At 68.6% G+C, this 18,800-nt stretch carries 14 protein-coding genes; 10 read left to right on the top strand and 4 right to left on the bottom strand.

Annotated elements, in window-relative coordinates; genetic code table 11:
• Window positions 1-134 precede the first annotated feature (134 nt).
• The 5 genes from AC6RUA_RS16420 to AC6RUA_RS16400 all read left to right on the top strand — a co-directional run bounded on the left by AC6RUA_RS16420 (window position 135) and on the right by AC6RUA_RS16400 (window position 6,344).
• On the top strand, window positions 135-1,460 hold the full coding sequence (locus tag AC6RUA_RS16420) for a sulfatase family protein (protein WP_499815826.1): 1,326 nt from the start codon (window positions 135-137) through the stop codon (window positions 1,458-1,460).
• A 105-nt stretch (window positions 1,461-1,565) separates the two neighbouring features.
• The gene (locus AC6RUA_RS16415) at window positions 1,566-2,708 is read left to right on the top strand and encodes a Gfo/Idh/MocA family protein (protein ID WP_499815825.1); all 1,143 of its coding nucleotides are present in this window, start codon (window positions 1,566-1,568) and stop codon (window positions 2,706-2,708) included.
• 67 nt (window positions 2,709-2,775) lie between these two features.
• Complete coding sequence (locus AC6RUA_RS16410) at window positions 2,776-3,747, top strand: C-terminal binding protein (protein ID WP_499815824.1); 972 nt, start codon at window positions 2,776-2,778, stop codon at window positions 3,745-3,747.
• Window positions 3,740-4,783 (top strand): YeiH family protein, encoded by a 1,044-nt coding sequence (locus AC6RUA_RS16405; RefSeq protein ID WP_499815823.1) that lies wholly within the window; start codon window positions 3,740-3,742, stop codon window positions 4,781-4,783. The genes AC6RUA_RS16410 and AC6RUA_RS16405 overlap by 8 nt, the downstream gene beginning before the upstream one ends.
• 79 nt (window positions 4,784-4,862) lie before the next feature.
• The gene (locus AC6RUA_RS16400) at window positions 4,863-6,344 is read left to right on the top strand and encodes an aldehyde dehydrogenase family protein (protein WP_499815822.1); all 1,482 of its coding nucleotides are present in this window, start codon (window positions 4,863-4,865) and stop codon (window positions 6,342-6,344) included.
• Between the two features lie 110 nt (window positions 6,345-6,454).
• On the opposite strand, the gene AC6RUA_RS16395 is transcribed toward AC6RUA_RS16400, so the two are convergent.
• On the bottom strand, window positions 6,455-8,341 hold the full coding sequence (locus tag AC6RUA_RS16395) for an ABC transporter substrate-binding protein (protein ID WP_499815821.1): 1,887 nt from the start codon (window positions 8,339-8,341) through the stop codon (window positions 6,455-6,457).
• A gap of 179 nt (window positions 8,342-8,520) precedes the next feature.
• Between AC6RUA_RS16395 and AC6RUA_RS16390 the strand changes: the two genes are divergently transcribed.
• Genes AC6RUA_RS16390 through AC6RUA_RS16375 form a run of 4 tightly spaced genes read left to right on the top strand, consistent with a single transcriptional unit; the run spans window position 8,521 to window position 12,815 of the window.
• The gene (locus AC6RUA_RS16390; protein WP_499815820.1) at window positions 8,521-9,531 is read left to right on the top strand and encodes an ABC transporter permease; all 1,011 of its coding nucleotides are present in this window, start codon (window positions 8,521-8,523) and stop codon (window positions 9,529-9,531) included.
• Window positions 9,518-10,621, top strand: a complete 1,104-nt coding sequence (locus tag AC6RUA_RS16385; protein WP_499815819.1) for an ABC transporter permease — start codon at window positions 9,518-9,520, stop codon at window positions 10,619-10,621. Before AC6RUA_RS16390 ends, AC6RUA_RS16385 begins: the two co-directional genes overlap by 14 nt.
• Window positions 10,621-11,700: an ABC transporter ATP-binding protein gene (locus AC6RUA_RS16380; RefSeq protein ID WP_499815818.1), complete on the top strand. Its 1,080-nt coding sequence runs from the start codon at window positions 10,621-10,623 to the stop codon at window positions 11,698-11,700. Before AC6RUA_RS16385 ends, AC6RUA_RS16380 begins: the two co-directional genes overlap by 1 nt.
• Window positions 11,697-12,815: an ABC transporter ATP-binding protein gene (locus AC6RUA_RS16375; RefSeq protein ID WP_499815817.1), complete on the top strand. Its 1,119-nt coding sequence runs from the start codon at window positions 11,697-11,699 to the stop codon at window positions 12,813-12,815. The genes AC6RUA_RS16380 and AC6RUA_RS16375 overlap by 4 nt, the downstream gene beginning before the upstream one ends.
• A 63-nt stretch (window positions 12,816-12,878) precedes the next feature.
• Here AC6RUA_RS16375 and AC6RUA_RS16370 read toward each other — a convergent pair whose 3' ends face one another.
• Window positions 12,879-13,175 (bottom strand): hypothetical protein, encoded by a 297-nt coding sequence (locus AC6RUA_RS16370; protein ID WP_499815816.1) that lies wholly within the window; start codon window positions 13,173-13,175, stop codon window positions 12,879-12,881.
• A gap of 89 nt (window positions 13,176-13,264) precedes the next feature.
• Window positions 13,265-14,068 carry a creatininase family protein gene (locus AC6RUA_RS16365; RefSeq protein ID WP_499815815.1) on the bottom strand — a complete coding sequence of 268 codons (804 nt, stop codon included), beginning with the start codon at window positions 14,066-14,068 and terminating at the stop codon, window positions 13,265-13,267.
• Window positions 14,069-14,453: 385 nt separating this feature from the next.
• Here AC6RUA_RS16365 and AC6RUA_RS16360 point away from each other — a divergent pair, with 385 nt between their 5' ends.
• Window positions 14,454-15,929, top strand: a complete 1,476-nt coding sequence (locus tag AC6RUA_RS16360; RefSeq protein WP_499815814.1) for a sulfatase — start codon at window positions 14,454-14,456, stop codon at window positions 15,927-15,929.
• Window positions 15,930-16,708: 779 nt separating this feature from the next.
• Here the strand turns inward: AC6RUA_RS16360 and AC6RUA_RS16355 are convergent.
• Window positions 16,709-18,088 (bottom strand): sulfatase family protein, encoded by a 1,380-nt coding sequence (locus tag AC6RUA_RS16355; protein ID WP_499815813.1) that lies wholly within the window; start codon window positions 18,086-18,088, stop codon window positions 16,709-16,711.
• Window positions 18,089-18,800: the final 712 nt, after the last annotated feature.

The following is an 18,800-nucleotide window of genomic DNA, read 5'->3' as shown; positions in this document are numbered from 1 at the left end:
GGGGTGGACCCGGAACCGGCTCCCGACCCCGCTCACCCGAACACATAATTGCTTCCTCCCGGTAGCACGCGTATGCTCGATTCAGAGCGACCGGAGCGAGCGACGGACCGTTCGCGCGTCGAGGTGAGGTCGCCGTGACGGACGGCGGCGCCGACCGGCCGAACGTCCTCGTCGTGCTCACCGACCAGCAGCGCTGGGACACCGTCGGCGCGTACGGGAGTCCGGCCGGCGTCACCCCGAACCTCGACCGGATGGCGGCGGAGGGGACCGTCCTCGAGCGGTCGTTCACTACCCAGCCCGTCTGTGGTCCTGCGCGCGCGTGCATCCAGACGAGCAGACACGCGACGGAGAACGGCGTCTGGAAGAACGCCCGCCGCCTCGACGACGGCGGTCCGACGCTGGCCGGACGGTTCGCAGACGCGGGGTACGACGTGGGTTACGTGGGGAAGTGGCACCTCGCGAACGCGGGGACCGACCCGGTACCCCCCGACCGCCGCGCGGGGTACGACGGCTACTGGCGCGCCGCGGACGTGCTGGAGTTCACCTCCCACCCCGACTCGGGACACGTGTACGACGAGGACGGCGACCGCGTCGAGTTCGACCGGTACCGCGTCGACGCCATGGCCGACTTCGCCGTCGACTTCGTCCGGCAGGAGCGGGAGTCGCCGTTCTTCTGTTTCCTCTCGCAACTCGAACCCCACCACCAGAACGACATGGAGGAGTACGTCGCCCCGGAGGGGTACGCCGAGCGCCACGCCAACCCGTACGTCCCGCCGGACCTCGAGGGGCGGCCGGGCGACTGGTACGAGTCGCTGCCCGACTACTACGGAATCTGCGAGCGCATCGACGAGACGCTCGGCCGACTCCTCGAGGAACTCGACGCACAGGGCCTGCGTGACGACACCGTCGTCCTGTTCACGTCGGACCACGGCTGCCACTTCCGGACGCGCAACGGCGAGTACAAGCGGAGCGCGCACGAGGCGTCCGTCCGCGTGCCGGCCGTCTACCGAGGCCCGGGGTTCGACGGCGGCGGGCGCGTCCCCGAACTCACGACGCTGCTCGACGTCGCGCCGACGCTCCTCGACGCCGCGGACCTAGACGTCCCCGACGAGATGACCGGCCGGAGCGTGCTCCCGCTGGTCGACGGCACCGCCAAGGACTGGCGCGACGACGTGTTCGTCCAGGTGAGCGAGTCGGCCGTCGAGCGGGCGCTCAGGACCGACCGCTGGAAGTACGCGGTCTACGCCCCCGAGAGGGAGGGGTTCGAGGACCCCGCGAGCGACGCGTACGTCGAGCGCTACCTCTACGACCTGCGCGCGGACCCCCACGAGCAGGTCAACCTCGTCGGCCGTCCCGACTACCGGGACGTGGCCGACGGTCTCCGCGAGCGGTTGGCGACGCGCATCGAAGACGTGGAGGGCGCACCAGTGACGATACGCCCGGCCGAGTACCACGCGTAGGCGCGGCGACGAGGCGGAACGTCCGGACGGGGGCCTCGGGCCGGTCGACGGGGCGACCGCGAGCCCCGGTAGCTTCTTGCGTCACGGTCGCGAAGCGGGCGAGCGATGACGTCGACACCGGCAGTCGCGCTCGTCGGCGCGGGGAAGCGCGCCCGACGGCACGCCGAGAACCTGCGCTCGATACGCGACCTGTCGTACCTCTCGAAGGCCGACGGCGCGCACCACTCCGAGGACGCCTACGCCGTCCACGCGAGCACGGCGCCCGAGTGGGGCGCCGACGTCGCCGACCTCGCCCCGCGCGTGACCGCCGTCGTCGACCCCGACGGGGACGAGCGGGCGCGGACGGTCGAGGAGTGCCGCGCGGGCGGCGACGACCCGGCCGGCTACGACGCGCTCGACGACTGTCTCGCCGAGGAGGCGGTCGACGCCGCCGTCGTCGCCGCGCCGAACGACACGCACGTCGGCCTCGCGGAGCGACTGTTCGACGCCGGGGTCGACGTGCTCTGCGAGAAGCCGCTGGCGACGACGCTCGCAGACCACGACCGACTCGTCGACGCCGCCGACGCGTTCTCGGGGACGTTCTACCCCGCGTTCAACCTCCGGATGTCGCCGTTCTACCGGCGCGTCCGGGACCTCGTCCGCGACGGAGTGGTCGGCGACCTGGGGATGGTGACCTGCTGGGAGGTGCGCCAGCCGCTCGTCCCCGGGTTCCGCTACGACGCCGATCGGAGCGGCGGCGTCCTCCTCGAGAAGAACGTCCACGACTTCGACCTGTTCAACTGGTACGTCGGCGCGCACCCCCGGCGGGTGCAGGCGGTCGGGAGGCGACACGTCCTCGACACGGACACGGGTATCGACGACCAGATGGCCGTCCACGTCGAGTACGGCGACGGGACTATCGCCACGCTGGAACTGTGTCTGTACGCGCCGTGGGGGCAGCGCGGCCGGACGTACGAACTCCGGGGGAGCGACGGCCTGCTCCGGAGTCCGGAGGAGTCGCTGGCCGTCGACCACTACCACGCGGAGGGGCGCGACAGGTACCGCGCCGACGCGGCGTCCGCCGGACACGCGGGCGGCGACCTCCTCCAGTCGTGGCGGTTCCTCCGGTGTCTGACCGGCGACGCCGAACCGCCGGGAACGCCCCGGGAGGCCAAGGCCGCCGCGGCCGTCGCCATCGGCGCGCAGCGCGCCGCCTCGACGGGGACCCCGCACCGCATCGACGACGGCTACGACGTGGCGCCGGAGTGACCGGGCGGGACTCACGTCGAGTCAGACGACCGTCGCATTTATCTCACCACCAGCGGAGAGGGTTGGTATGCCCAGTCAGACAGTCGTGGTTACCGACCACGACTTCGACGACCTGTCGGTCGAGCGGTCGGTCCTCGGCGACGTGGCGCGGGTCAGGGACCTGTCGGCGGGGGTCGGGTCGACCACCGCTACCGAGGCGGACCTCCGCGAGGCCGACGCGCTGTTGAACCTCCGTGCGGAGATAGACGCCGAGCGTATCGCCCTCCTCGACCGCTGTCGGGTCATCGCCCGGTACGGCATCGGCGTCGACAACGTGGATATCGACGCGGCCGCCGAGGCCGGCATCCCGGTGACGAACGTCGCGGAGTACTGCCTCGAGGAGGTAGCGACGCACGTGCTGGCGCTGAGCCTGTCGCTGCTCCGGAGCGTCAAGCGGTACGACGCGTCGGTCGCCACAGGGGAGTGGGACCGCGAGGTCGGCGAGCCCATCCACCGGCTGTCGGAACTCACGGTGGGCGTCGTCGGCTACGGCGCCATCGGCCGCGCGGTAGGCGAGCGGTTCGCGGCGCTCGGGGCGACCGTCGTCGCCTCCGACCCGTTCCTGGACGAGTCGGACCTGGCCGACACCCCCGCGACGCTCGTCTCGTTCGAGGACCTCCTCTCGCGCGCGGACCTCGCGTCGGTCCACTCCCCGCTGACCGACGGGACGCGCGGCATGCTCGACGACGACGCCTTCGCCCGGATGAAGTCGACGGCGTACCTCGTCAACGCGGCGCGCGGTCCCATCGTCGACGGCGACGCGCTCCGGACCGCGCTGGAGGCCGGCGAACTCGCCGGCGCCGGTCTCGACGTCTTCCCCGAGGAACCGCCGGCGCCGGACGACCCGCTCCGGGACCACCCCGCCGTCGTCGCGACGCCGCACGTCGGCTGGTACTCCGAGGAGGCGAACGAGCAGCGACGACGGGACGCCGCCGAAATCGTCCGCGCCGCACTCGACGGCGACGACGTCCGGAACGTCGTCAACGGGGTCGATGCCTGACACCACGAGGCCCAGCCCGTCCCCAGGAGCGTACGACTCCGTCCGCCGGTCGCTGCCCGGTCTCTCGGTCCTCGTCGCCGTCGCCGTCGCCGCGCGAGTCGTCGCCTCGGCGTTTCCGGGCGTCCACCCGCTGGTCGTCGCCGTCGGCGTCGGCGTCGTCGTCGCCAACCTGTACGGAGTTCCGGCGTGGGCCGAACCGGGAGTCCAGCAGTACGGACTGCTACTGGAGACGGGCATCGTCCTCCTCGGTGCGGGGCTCTCGGTGGCGGCCGTCGCGGACGTCGGACCGGCGGTGGTCCTCCTCGCGGTCGGGGTGGTGGCGTTCGGCGTCCTGCTCTCGGAGGCGCTCGGGCGGTACGTGTTCGGCGTCCGCGGGCGTGCGTCCTCGCTCGTGGCCGCCGGCGCGAGCGTCTGCGGCGTCTCGGCGGTCGTCGCCGTCGCCCGGGGCATCGACGCCGACGAGACGGACGTGGGATACGTCGTCTCGACGGTGCTGCTGTTGGACGCGGTGACGCTCGTCGCGTTCCCCCTCGTCGCCGGACCGCTCGGCCTCTCGGGGCGCGCGTTCGGCGTCTGGGCCGGCCTGTCGATGTTCTCGACCGGACCGGTCGCCGCCGCGGGGTTCGCCGTCTCCGAGACGGCGGGGACGTGGGCGACGATGACGAAACTCGTTCGCAACACGCTCATCGGTGCCGTCGTCGTCGGGTACTCGCTGGTCTACGCGGACGCGACCGGCGACGACGTGGACCTCCGCGGGTCGCTCCGCACGCTCCGGAGTCGGGTCCCCTGGTTCGTCGTCGGCTTCCTCCTCCTCGCCGCCGCGGTCAACGTCGTCCCCGTCGGACGGTCGACGCTGGCGACGCTCGACGCCGCGTCGGACGTCCTGTTCCTGCTCGCGTTCGCCGGTCTCGGCTTCAAGATAGAGCTGTCGGCGGCCCGGCGGGCTGGCGTGCGACCCGTCCTGCTCGCGGCGACCCACCTCCTCGTCGTCTCGACGCTCGCGCTCCTTGCCGTCCGCGCGCTCGGCGTCGCGTGAGCCGGGTCGCGGGCGAGGGGCACCCGGGACGGGGACGCAAGGCTTATCGGCCGTAACTGTGTGCGTGACACTACACGTCATGAGCCTAGAGCACACCGACCAGTACGACGCGAACCTGCTCGTCGACGGGGAGTGGATAGCGGGTGACGACCGATTCGAGGTGACGAACCCGTACGACGGGAGCCGGGTCGGCTCCGCGCCGGCGGCGACCGAGGAACAGGTCGTGGCGGCCGTCGAGGCCGCCGACCGCGCGCACCGCGAGTCCGACCTGTCCGCCTACGAGCGGTACGAACTGCTGACCGAGACGGCCGACCGCCTCGAAGCCGACCTCGACTCGGTGGCGGAACTGCTCACGGCGGAGCAGGGTAAACCCCTCTCGGAGGCCGCGACGGAGGTCGACCGCGCGGTCCAGACGCTGCGGCTCTCCGGCGAGGAGGCCAAGCGCCAGTTCGGCGAGTACGTCCCCATGGACGCCCAGCGGGGGTTCGACCGGACGCACGCGTTCACCCAGCGGGAGTCGCTGGGCGTCGTCGCCGCCATCACCCCGTTCAACTTCCCGCTGAACCTGATGGTCCACAAGGTGGGGCCGGCGCTGGCCGCGGGCAACGCCGTCGTCGGGAAGCCGGCGTCGAACACCCCGCTCGTCGGCGTCCGCCTGTTCGAGTACCTCGACGAGGCGTGCGAGGAGGTCGGCGCGCCCGACGGCCTGGTGAACGTCGTCACCGGGAGCGGGAGCGTCGCCGGCGACGTGTTCACGAGCCACGACGCGGTCGAGGCCATCTCGTTCACCGGGAGTACCGCGGTCGGGAAGCGCATCGCCGACGAGGCGGGGATGCGCGAGGTGACACTCGAACTCGGGGGGAACGACCCGACCATCGTCTGGGACGACACCGACATCGAGGCCGCCGCCGCGAACGTCGTCGGCGGGGCGTGTTCGAACGCGGGGCAGGTGTGTAACAGCGTCGAGCGGGTCATCGTCCCGGAACACGTCGAGGAGGAGGTAGTGGCGGCGCTGGTGGACGCCGCGGAGTCGCTCGTCGTCGGCGACCCGACCGACGACGAGACGGACGTCGCCTCGATGGTCGACGACGAGCAGTTCGAGTCGGTCGTCGAGGTCTTCGAGGCGACCGTCGACGCCGGCGCGACCGTCGAGAGCGGCGGCCGGTACGGCGGCGACCTGGGCGACCGCGTGTTCGAGCCGACGGTCCTCTCGGGCGTGACGCCGGAGATGCCGGCCGCGAAGGAGGAGACGTTCGGCCCGCTGGTCCCGGTCATCGCGGTGGCGGACTTCGACGAGGCCATCGCGGAGGCGAACAACACCGAGTACGGCCTGGAGGCGGGGCTGTTCACGCAGGACATCGACCGGGCCAAGCGGGCCGCCGACGAGATAGAGGCGGGCGGCGTCAACATCAACACCGTGAGCGGGTTCCGCGCAGACCACATGCCGTACGGCGGGTTCAAGGACAGCGGCAAGGGCAAGGAGGGCATCAAGTACGCCGTCGAGCACTTCAGCCGGGAGAAACTCGTCGGGTTCCACCAGGGGTTCGGCGACGACGCCTGACGCCTCCGGACGTCCGCCATCGCCCGATAAACGGTGAACGGGACCGACCGGACGACCGAGAACCGAGAAAAGAAAACCGGGGCGTCGAACGCGGGGGGCGACCGAGGGCGCTACTCCGACTTCGGGGTGAGCAGCCCGGCGTCGATCCACGCGCCCGGGGAGTTCTTCATCTTGCGGTGCTTGTCGCCCTCGGTCGGGATGTTCCAGTCGTCGTTCGTGACCCAGCCCATGCTCGACCGCTCGACGATGGGACTCTCGGGGAGCGTCTGGCTGTACGCCCACGCGAGCGTCTGGATTATCTCCGCGTTCCGCCCCTCGTCGACGGACGCCGCGAGTTCCTTCAGCATCTCGCCGACGTTGACGGTCTGGGTCTCCCCGTCGGGGTTCCCGATGGGCATCGGCACCTCCACCTCGCCGCCGTTCTTCTCCTTTCCGGGGTAGCCGTTGTTGTCGTGTCGGTGGCCGTACAGCGAGGCGTTCAGCCCGTTGTACGGGTAGACGCGCCACCCGCCCCAGTACATGAAGTTGGCCGTGAAGTCGTTGCTCGGCCACGTCTCGCCCCAGTACTTCCCGCTCTCCTCGGTGACGAACTGCGCGTTGATGCCGAAGTTGTTCAGTTGGCTCGCGACGGTCTGGCCCGCCTTCACCCACGGGCCGAGGTTCGAGGGGCTCTTGATGGGCAGTTCGAACGGCGACCCGTCCTCGAGCATCCACGTGTCCCCGTCCTTCGACAGCCCCGCCGACTCGAGGAGCGAGGTGGCCCGCTCCGTGTCGACCGGGTAGGTGGGGTAGTTGCTCAGCACGTCCTCAGGGATGTACTGGCTCTCGGAGACGCTGATGCCGGTGATGTACTCGTCGGCCGTGCGCGTCCCGCCCATGTTCCCGGCGATGGTCTCCCGGTCGAGGACGTGGGTGATGGCCTGCCTGACGCGGCGGTCCCCGAGCGGTTCGATGTTGTGGTTGTACCCCAGCCCCAGCCCCGCCGTCTGCGGGATGGTGACCGAGACGGCGTGGTCGGGGAACTGGTCTTGCACCTCGGCCGGCGCGCTCTGCCCGAGCGCGTCGGTCTCGTCGGAGAGGAACTGCTGGAGTTGTCGGTCGCTGTTCGGCGCGAACAGGACTTCCGCCCCTTCGGCGCCACTCCACTCTCCGGAGGCCCAGTGACCGCTGTGTACGTCAGCCTTGTACCGCTGTCCGGTCGCCTCGGTTATCTTGAACAGCCCGTTACCGATGCGCTCGTCGATGGTGACCTGCGCTTCGAGTTCCTGGAGAATCTCGTCGTGGAGGTCGGTGTCTTCGGGGTTCTCGGCGATCCGGTCGGCGTACTCGCCGAAGTGTGAGTACGGCGTCGACATCACCCGCGTCAGCACCTGCGTCTGGAGGATCTGCGGGTTCGTCTCCCCGGTCAGCACCATCTTGAACGTCTTGTCGTCCGGCATCTCGAACGCCTCCGTCACGCTCGGTAGGAACGCCTCGCGGCCGCCAGCCCGCTCCAGTTGCGCCAGCGTCCAGACGTCCTTCGAGGTGACCGGTTCGTCGTTGTGCCACCACGTCGAGTCCTTGAGCGTGATGGTGAGGGACGGCTCGTCGCCGTCGAACGTCCAGTCCTCGGCCAGCATCGGGTAGAACAGTTCGTCCTCCAGCCCGTAGTGGGTCTCGGCGAGTTTGTCCCACACGAACTGCCGCGAGGTTCGCTGTTTCGGGTTGTAGAAGTTGTAGTGAAGTTGGTTCGGTGGGTCCCGAAGCCCCGACGTACTCCAGAGGGGGTCGGCCACCGACCCCCCGCCGCCACTGCTGGTCTCCTCGCTCGCGGTGGTCTCCTCCCCACCGCCCTCCGTATCGGACGCGGTCGTTTCACCGCCGGCTTCGGTGGGTTCGGCGTCGCCTCCGCCGGAACATCCGGCGAGGCCGACGACCGTTCCCATCGACCCGACTTTCAGAAGCGTCCGCCGGGAGTAGGCCCTCTCTCGGTTCTCTTGACTGCCATTCTCTGGCATAACGGGTAGTTCCACACACCGATATAAATATCTTTGTGGTATGACGAAAAATCTTCCTGCGAGCGCTGAGCGGGGACCGCTTCGTCGGCTACGGACCGTGGTCCCCCGTCGTCGTCCACGGGAAAACGAGGCGAACAAGCTTTATTACTGTCGCCACGACTTACCTTGGTAGACAACACATGGCGTACTACTACCTCAAACGCGTCGTGCAGTCGATACTCACCCTCTGGGCTGTCACGACCATCTCGTTTTTCCTCATCAGGCAGCTTCCGGGGGGGCCGGTCGCGTACCTGAAGGCACAACTCATCCAGCAGGAGGGTGAAATCGACCCGGAACGGCTGAACCGACTGGTCGAGGCGTACGCGAACATCAGACCGAACACGCCGGTCTGGGAGCAGTACCTCCACTACATGGAGGCGATTCTGCTTCGTGGCGACTTCGGCACCTCGTTCTGGTACCAGGAGCCGGTCGAGGGGATACTGCTGGAGGCGCTCCCGTGGACCGTCTTCCTCATGAGCACCGCGCTGTTCATCAGCTTCTCGTTCAGCGTCGTGATGGGGTCGATGATGGCGTACTGGGAGTCGAGCCGGTTCGACGTCGGGTCGACGCTCGTCCTGTTCGTGACGGGGTCGATCCCGTACTACGTCCTGGCCATCCTCTTCGTCTACTTTCTCGGGTTCCAGCTCAGTATCTTCCCGACCGGCGGGCGGTTCGACGAGTCGAGCGTGTCCGTCGGGTTCAACCTCGCGTTCCTCTCGAGCGTCCTCTGGCACGCCGTCCTCCCAATCGCCTCGCTCGTCATCGCGCGCAGCGCCGGTGCCATCGGGATGCGCGCGAACGCAATCCGCGTCCTCGGGGAGGACTACCTCCGTGTCGCCCGGTTGCGCGGCCTCCCCGAACGGCGCATCGGGCTCAGGTACGTCGCGCGGAACGCGATACTCCCCGCGTACACGAGCCTGCTCATCGCCATCGGGACGCTGTTCGGCGGGTCGGTCATCCTCGAGCAGATATTCAGCTACCCGGGCGTCGGGTTCTACCTGGTGAAGGCCATCCGCGCGCGGGACTACACGCTCATGATGGGCGGGTTCATCCTCGTCACGGCGGCGGTGGTCGTCGGCGTGTTCGTCGCCGACCTGACGTACGGCTACCTCGACCCGCGGGCGGGAGGTGAGTCGCGTGAAGCGTACTGACGGTGGGTCGACGTTCGACGGACGGGGGAGCGCCGCGAGCGGCGTCGAACTCTCGCGGCGCGAGCAGGCGTTCCACCTCTACGACCAGTACGTCCGCGCGCCGATGGCCATCATCTGGGACGACTGGCGCGCCAGAATCGGCTTCACCATCGTCGCCGCGTACCTCCTCATGGGGGTCGTCGCGTGGGTCAGCACCACCGACTGGTGGGTCCTGGCCGACGTCAGCCTCGTTCCGGCCCCACAGCCGAACGAGGGGCCGCGCCTGCTCAGCCCGTTCGAGGGGTGGTACAACGTGTTCACGGGCGACCCGGGAGCGCTCGAACAGATGATAAAGTACCCCCTCGGGACGGACGGCATCGGGCAGGACCTGTTCGCGTACATGGTCCACGCGACCCCGCCCATGCTCCAGATGATTCTGGCCGGGTCCGTGTTCGCGACGTCGGTCGCGGCCGTCGTCGGCATCATCTCCGGGTACAAGGGCGGTCTGGTCGACCGGGTACTCATGACCATCACGGACGTCATGATGACGATTCCCGGACTCCCGCTCGTCATCGTCATCGTCGCAATCCTCGAACCGCAGAACCCGATGATAATCGGGCTCGCGCTCGCGGTCCACCGGTGGTCCGGGTTCGCCCGGTCGCTCCGCGCGCAGACGCTGACGCTCCGCGAGGAGAGCTACGTGGAGGCGTCCCGGACGATGGGACTCGAGACGAGCCGCATCTTCAGCCGCGATCTCATCCCGAACCTCATGCCGCTCATCGCCATCTACTTCATGAACACGTCGCGCGGCATCATCTTCGCGTCGGTGGGTCTCTACTACCTCGGGCTGCTCCCGTTCTCGACGTTCAACTGGGGCGTCATCATGAACACGGCCTACTCGACGAGCGGGGCGCTGTACACGCTCGACGCCGCCCACTGGCTCCTGGCCCCGATGGTCACCATCGTGGTGTTCACGCTCGGCCTCATCCTGCTCGCGCAGGCGATGGACCGCGTGTTCAACCCGCGCATCCGCGCGCGTCACGCGAAGACCGTCGAGAGCGAGGACGCGGAGAGCGGTGACACCAGCACGGTCAGCGGGGTGATCGAGTGATGACCGTCTCCGAGACCGGCGAGACGGACGGGACCGACGGGACCGACCGACAGTCGGAGGACGTGTTGCTGGAGGTGCGCGACGCGAGCGTCACGTTCGACATGGACCGCGGCGAGTCGCGCGTCCTCCACGACGTGAACCTGGACATCGTCCGCGAGGAGATCGTCGCCATCGTGGGCGAGTCGGGGTCGGGCAAGTCGATGTTCGCCTCCGCGCTCCTCGACGCGGTCGTCGCCCCCGGTCAGCTCTCGGGGAGTATCACGTACCACCCGACGGACCGCGCCCCCGTCGACGTGCTCGACTTGAGCAAACGGGAACTCGACCGGGTCCGCTGGGAGGAGATCGCCATGGTGTTCCAGGGCGCGCAGAGTTCGTTCAACCCCACGATGAAGATTCGCGGGCACTTCAAGGAGACCATCAAGTACCACAAGCAGGACATGGCCGAGGGGATGGAACACGCCCGGGACCTGCTCTCGGACCTGTACCTCGAACCCGAACGCGTGCTCGACGCCTACCCGCACGAACTGTCGGGCGGGATGAAACAGCGCGCGCTCATCGCGCTCTCGCTCGTCCTCAAACCCAACGTGCTGGTGATGGACGAACCGACGGCCGCGCTCGACCTGCTCATGCAGCGGTCGATACTCAGCCTGCTGAAGAACCTCCAGGAGAAGTACGACCTCACCATCGTGTTCATCACGCACGACCTGCCGCTCGTCGCCGGCCTCGCGGACCGACTGGCGGTGATGTACGCCTTCGAGTTCGTCGAGGTGGGACCGACCGTGGACGTGATGCAGGACGCCGCGCACCCGTACACCCGGTCGCTGCTCAAGGCGGTGCCGAACCTCACGGTCGAACTGGACGAGATGCGCCCCATCGAGGGGTCCAGCCCCGACCCGGTCAACGTGCCGGAGGGGTGTTCGTACCACCCGCGGTGCCCGCTCGCGACCGACGTCTGCGTCGAGAACGACCCTGGGCTGGACGGTATCGACGAGGAGGCGGCCCACCGCGTGGCGTGTTACCACTGGGACGAGGCCGCCGACGCGATTCCGTACCAGCTCGACGAGGAGGAGGGACGATGAGCGGCGACGACCCCCTCCTGTCGCTGGAGAACGTCGACGTCCACTTCGAGGACGAGGGGCTGGTCAACCGACTGCTCTCGCGGGACCGCACCGTGCAGGCCGTCACGGACGTCTCGCTCGACATCCACGAGCGGGACATCGTCGTCCTGGTCGGCGAGTCGGGCTGCGGGAAGACGACGCTCGGGAAGACGACCATCGGTCTCCAGCGCCCGACCGCCGGGAGCGTGAAGTACCGGGGGCAGGACGTCTGGGAGGCGCACGACGGCCGCAATAGCGACATTCCGTTCCGCGAGATACGGAAGTCGCTCCAGATAATCCACCAGGACCCCGGGAGCAGCCTCAACCCCAACAGGAAGGTCGTCGACAGCCTGGTCGAACCGCTCCGGAAGTGGCAGCCGAGCCTCTCCGGGGCCGACCGCCGCGAGCGCATCTACGAGATGCTGGAGCGCGTCGAGATGACGCCGGCGGAGGACTACGCGCACCGCTACCCCCACCAGTTGAGCGGCGGGGAGAAACAGCGCGTCGCGCTCGTCCGGGCGCTGTTGATGAACCCGGACCTCATCCTCGCGGACGAGGCGGTGTCCGCGCTCGACGTGAGCCTGCGCGTCGACATGATGGACCTGATGTTCGACCTGCGGGACAGCTTCGACACCGCGTACCTGTTCATCAGCCACAACCTCTCGAACGCGCGGTACTTCGCGGAGAAGGTCGGCGGGCGCATCGGTATCATGTACCTCGGGAAACTCGTCGAAATCGGGCCGGCCGAGCAGGTCATCCGAAACCCGAAACACCCCTACACGAAGATACTGAAGTGGGCGACCCCGAGCCTGAATCCGGTCGTCGCCCGGGAGAAGGTGTCCGACCGGCCGCCGATGCGGACCATCGACATCCCCGACCCGGTCGACCCGCCGACCGGCTGTAAGTTCCACACCCGCTGTCCCGAGGCCCGCGAGTGCTGTACGCGGACGGAACCGGACCTCGTCTCCGAGGCGGGCGGCGGTCACCCGGTCATGTGCTTCCGCCAGTTCGAGGACCACGAGTACTGGGACAGCCCGCCGCTCGACGACGAGGCGGCAGAGCCGGACGTGTCGACGGCCGCGAGCGACGACGACTGACGGCTCCCGGTTCTCTTCGCTCGCTCTGTCGTCCCGAACTGAACCGTCGAGCGTCGGCGACGCCTACTCCCGGCCGGACCACGGCTCCGGCCGCGGCTCTCCGCTCGTCTCCCCCTCCCCCTCTTCGGGACCGAAGCCGTCGCAGTAGCGAGCGAACGCGACGAGTCCGAGCAGCGAGCCGCCGGTCGGCACCAACGCGACGACCGTGATGACGAACGAGGCGGAGCCGCGCGGCACCAGGAACAGCAGGACGGCCAGGAGACTGAACAGGGCGACGTTCACCAGAAGCAGCGTCCGGGAGGCGGCGACGGCGTCGCAGAACACGTCTTTGCGGGTCTGGTGGTCGGTTCCGGGGTCCATGGGCGGTGGACGAACGCGGCTCGGTTAGTGGTGTCGGTCGAACCCCCCGCCCGCGAACCCCGAACCGGGAAGCCGACGGTCGTCACGCGTCACTCGCCGACTTCGTCGTGAATCTCGCGCAACAGCAGTTCGACCTCGTCGAGGAGGAGGTCGTATATCGCCTCCCCCTTCTCGGCGGACGCGAGCGTCGGGTCACCGATGGCGCCGGTTTCGGTGTACCGGCTGAACGGCCGGTACACCGAGAGCGGACCGCCGTCGAACATCTCGCGGCCGGCGTGGCTGTACGGTTCCTCGCGGACGGTCGTCGAGAACTGGTCCGTCCGGACCAGGTCGGGATACAGGTGCAACATGAGCGACGTCTCGAACTCGCCGGCGTGCGCCATGCCGCCGAGGTCCGACTCGCGGACCTCGTCGATGAACGACGCAGCGAGCGCGAAGTAGGTGACACCGAGCACCTCCAGGTCCGGGTGAGAGACGCCGAGCGTGTTGACCGCCGTCGACAGCACGGCGCTGTTGCCGCCGTGTCCGTTCACCAGGAGCACCGCGTCGAAGCCGTACGCGGTCGCGGAGTCGACGACGTCCTCGATGTACGCCCGGAGCCGAGGGAACGAGACGGTGACGGTGCCGCCGAAGGAGACGTGGTGCGGGGAGTAGCCGGCCCAGATTGGCGGGAGCACGAGCGTCGGTACCTCCTCGCTCACCCGTTCGACCCCGCCGGTCGCCACCGCCTCGACCAGCAGCGAGTCCGTCGCCACCGGCAGGTGGTGGCCGTGCTGTTCGATACTCCCCACCGGTACGACCAGCACCGAGCCCGCCGCCTCGGCGGTCTCGGCTACCTCCGGATACGTCTTCGTCGCCCACTCGCGAGCGCCTGCGTCGGTGGCGTCGAACATCACGTCTACCCGTTTCCCGGAAAGGGTATAGCTGTTCGCGCCGCGGGTCCGACGCCGACCCGGTCGAATCGGTCACTCGACGTGAACAGAACGGAGGGCGACGCACCACGGTCCGGCGAGACGCGTCCGTGTGCCGGCGGCGGCGACGGCGTCGACGTTCGGGGAGGTGTCCCGTCCGTAACCGTACCAGCGAGGTGGTCCGGTCGCAGCGAGTCGACGTCGAGGAGCAACACCCCGTGGAACCGGTCCGGGTCGCGTCGCCACATAGCTTCGTCGGCGGAGCGGGCGTCGCACCGGCCGTGCGGTCTCTCTGCGGAAGCGCGGGGTTCCGGTCGGCGGCCCCCGACGAGGGTTTATGTGGCGCGTCACCGAACGACGGTACCACATGACACGCCCGAACGTGGTACTCGTCCTCGTCGACGACCTGGGGTGGCGCGACCTGGAGTGTTACGGGAGTACCTTCTACGACACCCCGAACATCGACCGACTCGCCCGGGCGGGCGCCAGGTTCACCGACGCGTACGCGGCGGCGCCCGTCTGCTCGCCGACCAGGGCGAGCATCGCGACCGGGAAGTACCCGGCGCGCGTCGGCGTGACGGACTGGATAGACTTCTCCGGCGGCACGCACCCCGCGAGCGGGAAGTTAATAGACGCCCCGTACGTCGACCACCTGCCGGCGTCCGAGACGACGGTGGCAGACCTCCTCAGCGAGGCCGGTTACCGGACGTGGCACGTCGGCAAGTGGCACCTCGGCGGGGGACGGAACCGTCCGGAACACAACGGGTTCGACGTGAACGTGGGGGGGTGCGAGTGGGGGATGCCGACCAACGGCTACTTCAGCCCCTGGGGGATTCCGACGCTGTCCGACGCGCCGGATGGGACGTACCTCACCGACCAGTTGACCGACGAGGCCATCGAACTCGTAGAGGGGTGTGACGACCGACCGTTCTTCCTGAACCTGTGTTTCTACGCCGTCCACACGCCTATCGAGAGCAAACCGGAGTACGCCGACGAGTACCGCACGGAGCGGACCGAGCGCGGACTCGACGACGTTCGAGAGTTCGCGGAGGGGGCACGGTTCCCCTGCGAGCACAAGAAGGACCGGCGGATTCGGCGGCGCCTCGTCCAGTCCGACCCCGAGTACGCAGGCATGATACGGAGCCTCGACGGGAACGTCGGCCGCCTGTTGGACGCCCTCGACCGGACCGGCGTGGCCGACGACACCGTCGTGATTCTGACCTCGGACAACGGCGGACTCGCGACGGCCGAGGGGTCGCCCACGTGTAACGCTCCGCTCCGCGACGGGAAGGGGTGGATGTACGAGGGCGGCAACAGGGTTCCGCTGCTCGTCCGCTGGCCGGGCGTCACCGACCCCGGCACCGTCGTCGACGCGCCCGTCACCAGCCCGGACCTCTACCCGACGATGGCGGACTGCGCGGGGGTGTCCGTCCCGGACGGACAGGCGGTCGACGGCGCCTCGCTCGCTCCCCTACTTCGCGACGGGGAGGCGCTCGACCGCGAAGCCATCTTCTGGCACTACCCCCACTACGGGAACCAGGGTGGCACGCCGGCGTCGGCCGTTCGAGCGGGCGACTGGAAACTCGTCGAGTTCCACGAGACCGGTCGCGTCGAACTGTACGACCTCCGTGACGACCCGAGCGAGCGGGCCGACCGGAGTTCGGCGGCGGAGGCGAGAGCCACCGACCTCCACGAGCGACTGGTCGAGTGGCGGCGGTCCGTCGGTGCGCGACTCCCGGACCGCAACCCCCGGTTCGAGTCGTGGGACGACAGAGCGGAACCGGGGCACGGCCGGTCCGACGCCGACGGTGAGAGCGCGCCGGGGGTCGACAGGGAGCGGTAGCCCGCGGGCAGAGTAAAGAGTGGGTGCGCGACGAAAACCGGGTCGAGAGATAGAGTTCCCCCTCGACGCCGGCGCCCTGTCGGAGTACCTGGAGAACCCGGCCGTGACCGCGGAGTACCAGCGGCCGGCGCCCGAACCGACATCGTTCGCGTACGGACTCGAACCGTTCGGCCCGGCGGACGGACTTCCGTTGTAGAATCACTGGCGTGGGGGGTCGACGAGACCGTTCTACCTACCCGGATAGTTGGGTCTAGCAGAGTTGGTCACGTTGGGTGAACGGTTCGCTCGAACGGGCTCTCCGAACGACCTCGACAGAGTCGGTTCCGTAGCGGCGTCGTCACCGTGTGCTTCCCCTCCGACGAATCTGCCGCGAAGCTGGAGTCGCCGAAATATCGGGGGAGGACCACCGGACAGCCGACCGACGGTAGTTCACGTCGAGTGAACCGAATCGTCCGAATCCCCGGCTCTGGCGGTGCGGTGAGCCAGCCGCCGCACGCCATTACATAGGTACGGGTGTAATTCGAGTCGACCGCCGGAGGAGTCACGCTTCGCACGGACTACGCGGAAACGGTCGCGTCGCGCACGAACGAGACAGAGGAGCGTGGCCGCCGTCGGCCGAGCGGACTCCTCAGGAAGCGCGTTCGTTCACGTCTGGAGAACAGGAGGGTCGAGTTGCGTTCCGGTCCCCGACAACGCCGGAATACCCGCCTCTCGTTCGACCGTAACCGAACGACCGTCGACTGTCGAGTCTCCCGTCGTGCCCGCCGGGAGTGGGGTCGCTACACGCCGTCCCAGTCGTCCCGGAACGCCCGGTACCCGGCGGGTCCCGTTCGTGCGGCGTCGCGCAGCGGGTCCGGGTGGTCCCCCCGGTGCGTCTCGATCCACGAGGCCAGTTCACGGTCCAGGTCGGCGACCACGCCCGGGTGTTCGTCCGCCACGTCCTCCTGTTCCCACCCGTCCGTCTCGACGTCGAACAACTGCCGGTCGGGGACGACGCCACCCCACATCCCCGGGTGGTAGGTTCGGACGTACTTCCACCGGTCCGTCCGGACCGCCCGTTGAGCCGTGTACAGTCCGTGGTCGACGACGACGCGGTCGCGCCAGTCGGCGGTGGCGTCCTCGAGTATCGGCCGCAGCGAGCGGCCCTGCCAGCGCGCCGGACGGTCGAGACCGGCGTAGTCCGCCAGCGTCGCCGGCATGTCGACGTTCGTGACGAGGTGGTCCCGACCGCCGTCCTCACGGGGACTGTCCGCCGGGGGCTTGACGAGCAGCGGGACCCGCTGAGTGCCGTCGTGGGTGCTCCAGTGTTCGCGGTAGACGCCGTGTTCGCCGAACTCCTCGCCGTGGTCGGCCGTGACGACGACGAGCGCGTCCTCGTACAGACCCGCCTCGCGCAGGGCCGCGAACAGCCGTCCGAGGTGGCGGTCGGCGTAGCGTATCTCCGCGTCGTAGTTCGCTAGCATCTCCCCGAGGTCGTCCCTGTCCCCGATTCCCATGTGCTCTGCCGACCGCCACGCGTCCCACCTCCGGTGCTCGCGTATCGCCTCGGCGGTGGGGTGCGGCGGGAGCGGACCGTCCCTGAAGGCGTCGACCTGCTCGTCGGACCGGAGATACGGCCCATGGGGGTCCCACAGCTGGACGTAGAGGAAGCCCTCGTCGCCGTCGTGTCCGTCGAGTATGTCGACGGCCTCGTTTACGACCGTCTCCGCCCGGACCGTCTGAAAGGCCTCGTCGGGGCCCTCGGGTTCCTGCGGCTGGCGTAGTTGGTGCCACGTGTTCTGGAACCACGGAGCGGGATGGCGCGGGAAGGAGGTGACCGCGTACGTCGGCGTCCGGTTCTCGTAGAACAGTTGCGGGAGTGTCAGCCACGGCGTCCCGTCGACGTGGTCGACCCACGACCCCGCCCAGGCGACGTCGTGCGCCGGCGTTCTGAGCGTCTGTGACGGCGGGCCGTGCGTCTCTATCCCGTTGTTGATTCCGTACCGGCCTGACAGCAGCGCGGCCCTGGAGGCCATACAGGGGGAGTTCGAGACGTACGCACGGTCGAACCGGACGCTCTCCTCGGCGAACGCGTCGAGGTTCGGCGTGGTGGGCTGCTCGTACCCGTACGCTCCGATGTGGTCCGGTCGGAGCGAGTCGACGTCGATGTAGATTATCACGCTGAAAGCCCTACACGGACCGACCGTATAAGTCCGGACGGTCGTGGCGTCACGCCTCCGAGGCTGGAATCCGGCGACCGACACCTGGCGAGAGCCACCTCGTCGATTGAGAGACCGAAATTTTTTCACGTCGACTCATCGAGAGGTGCGAGTTGATAGTTTTGAATCGACAGACAATCCAGGCGGGAGTTCCCGACTTCGTCGTCACCGTTCGAACGGCGGAGTTCGAAGGGACCGGAATCGCTGTCGACGTCCCGGTCGTCTCTCGCCCTCGGCCAGTCGTACGACTCCACCTCGCTCCCGTCGTCCGGACGTCGTCACCTCCGTCACTCGTTTCTCTCGGTCCAGTGAGCGATAAGTTCGATAGGAGGAGTGAACCACCGCGTCCGCTCGTCCACTACGCCACTGCACAGCCCCGGCGAGCGCTCGGACCGGTGGCTGTATCGCGTTTTCTCCCTTGGTCGGGTCGGCCACGAGCCGTCGTACTCGGAGACGGTCGCTCTCGAGTCGAACCGTATCCTCGCTCGTAGCGGTTCTATCTATTTCGAGTACTAGAAGAGAACTAGATATGTTCGTCCCGACTCTCAGTTCGGGGTCCGGACGAGAGCGTTCCAGCCCCGACGCCGACGGGATAGAGTGCAGCCCGGTCGAAGCGCTCTTCGGGACCGACTCGGCTACTCACGGGGGAGCCGTCTGAGCACGTGGGCCCTTA

It is taken from the genome of Halorarum sp. SLYT50, from assembly GCF_059821265.1.
The sequence above is the reverse complement of the archived record's forward strand: the minus strand, read 5'-3'. Positions and strand labels throughout refer to the sequence as shown.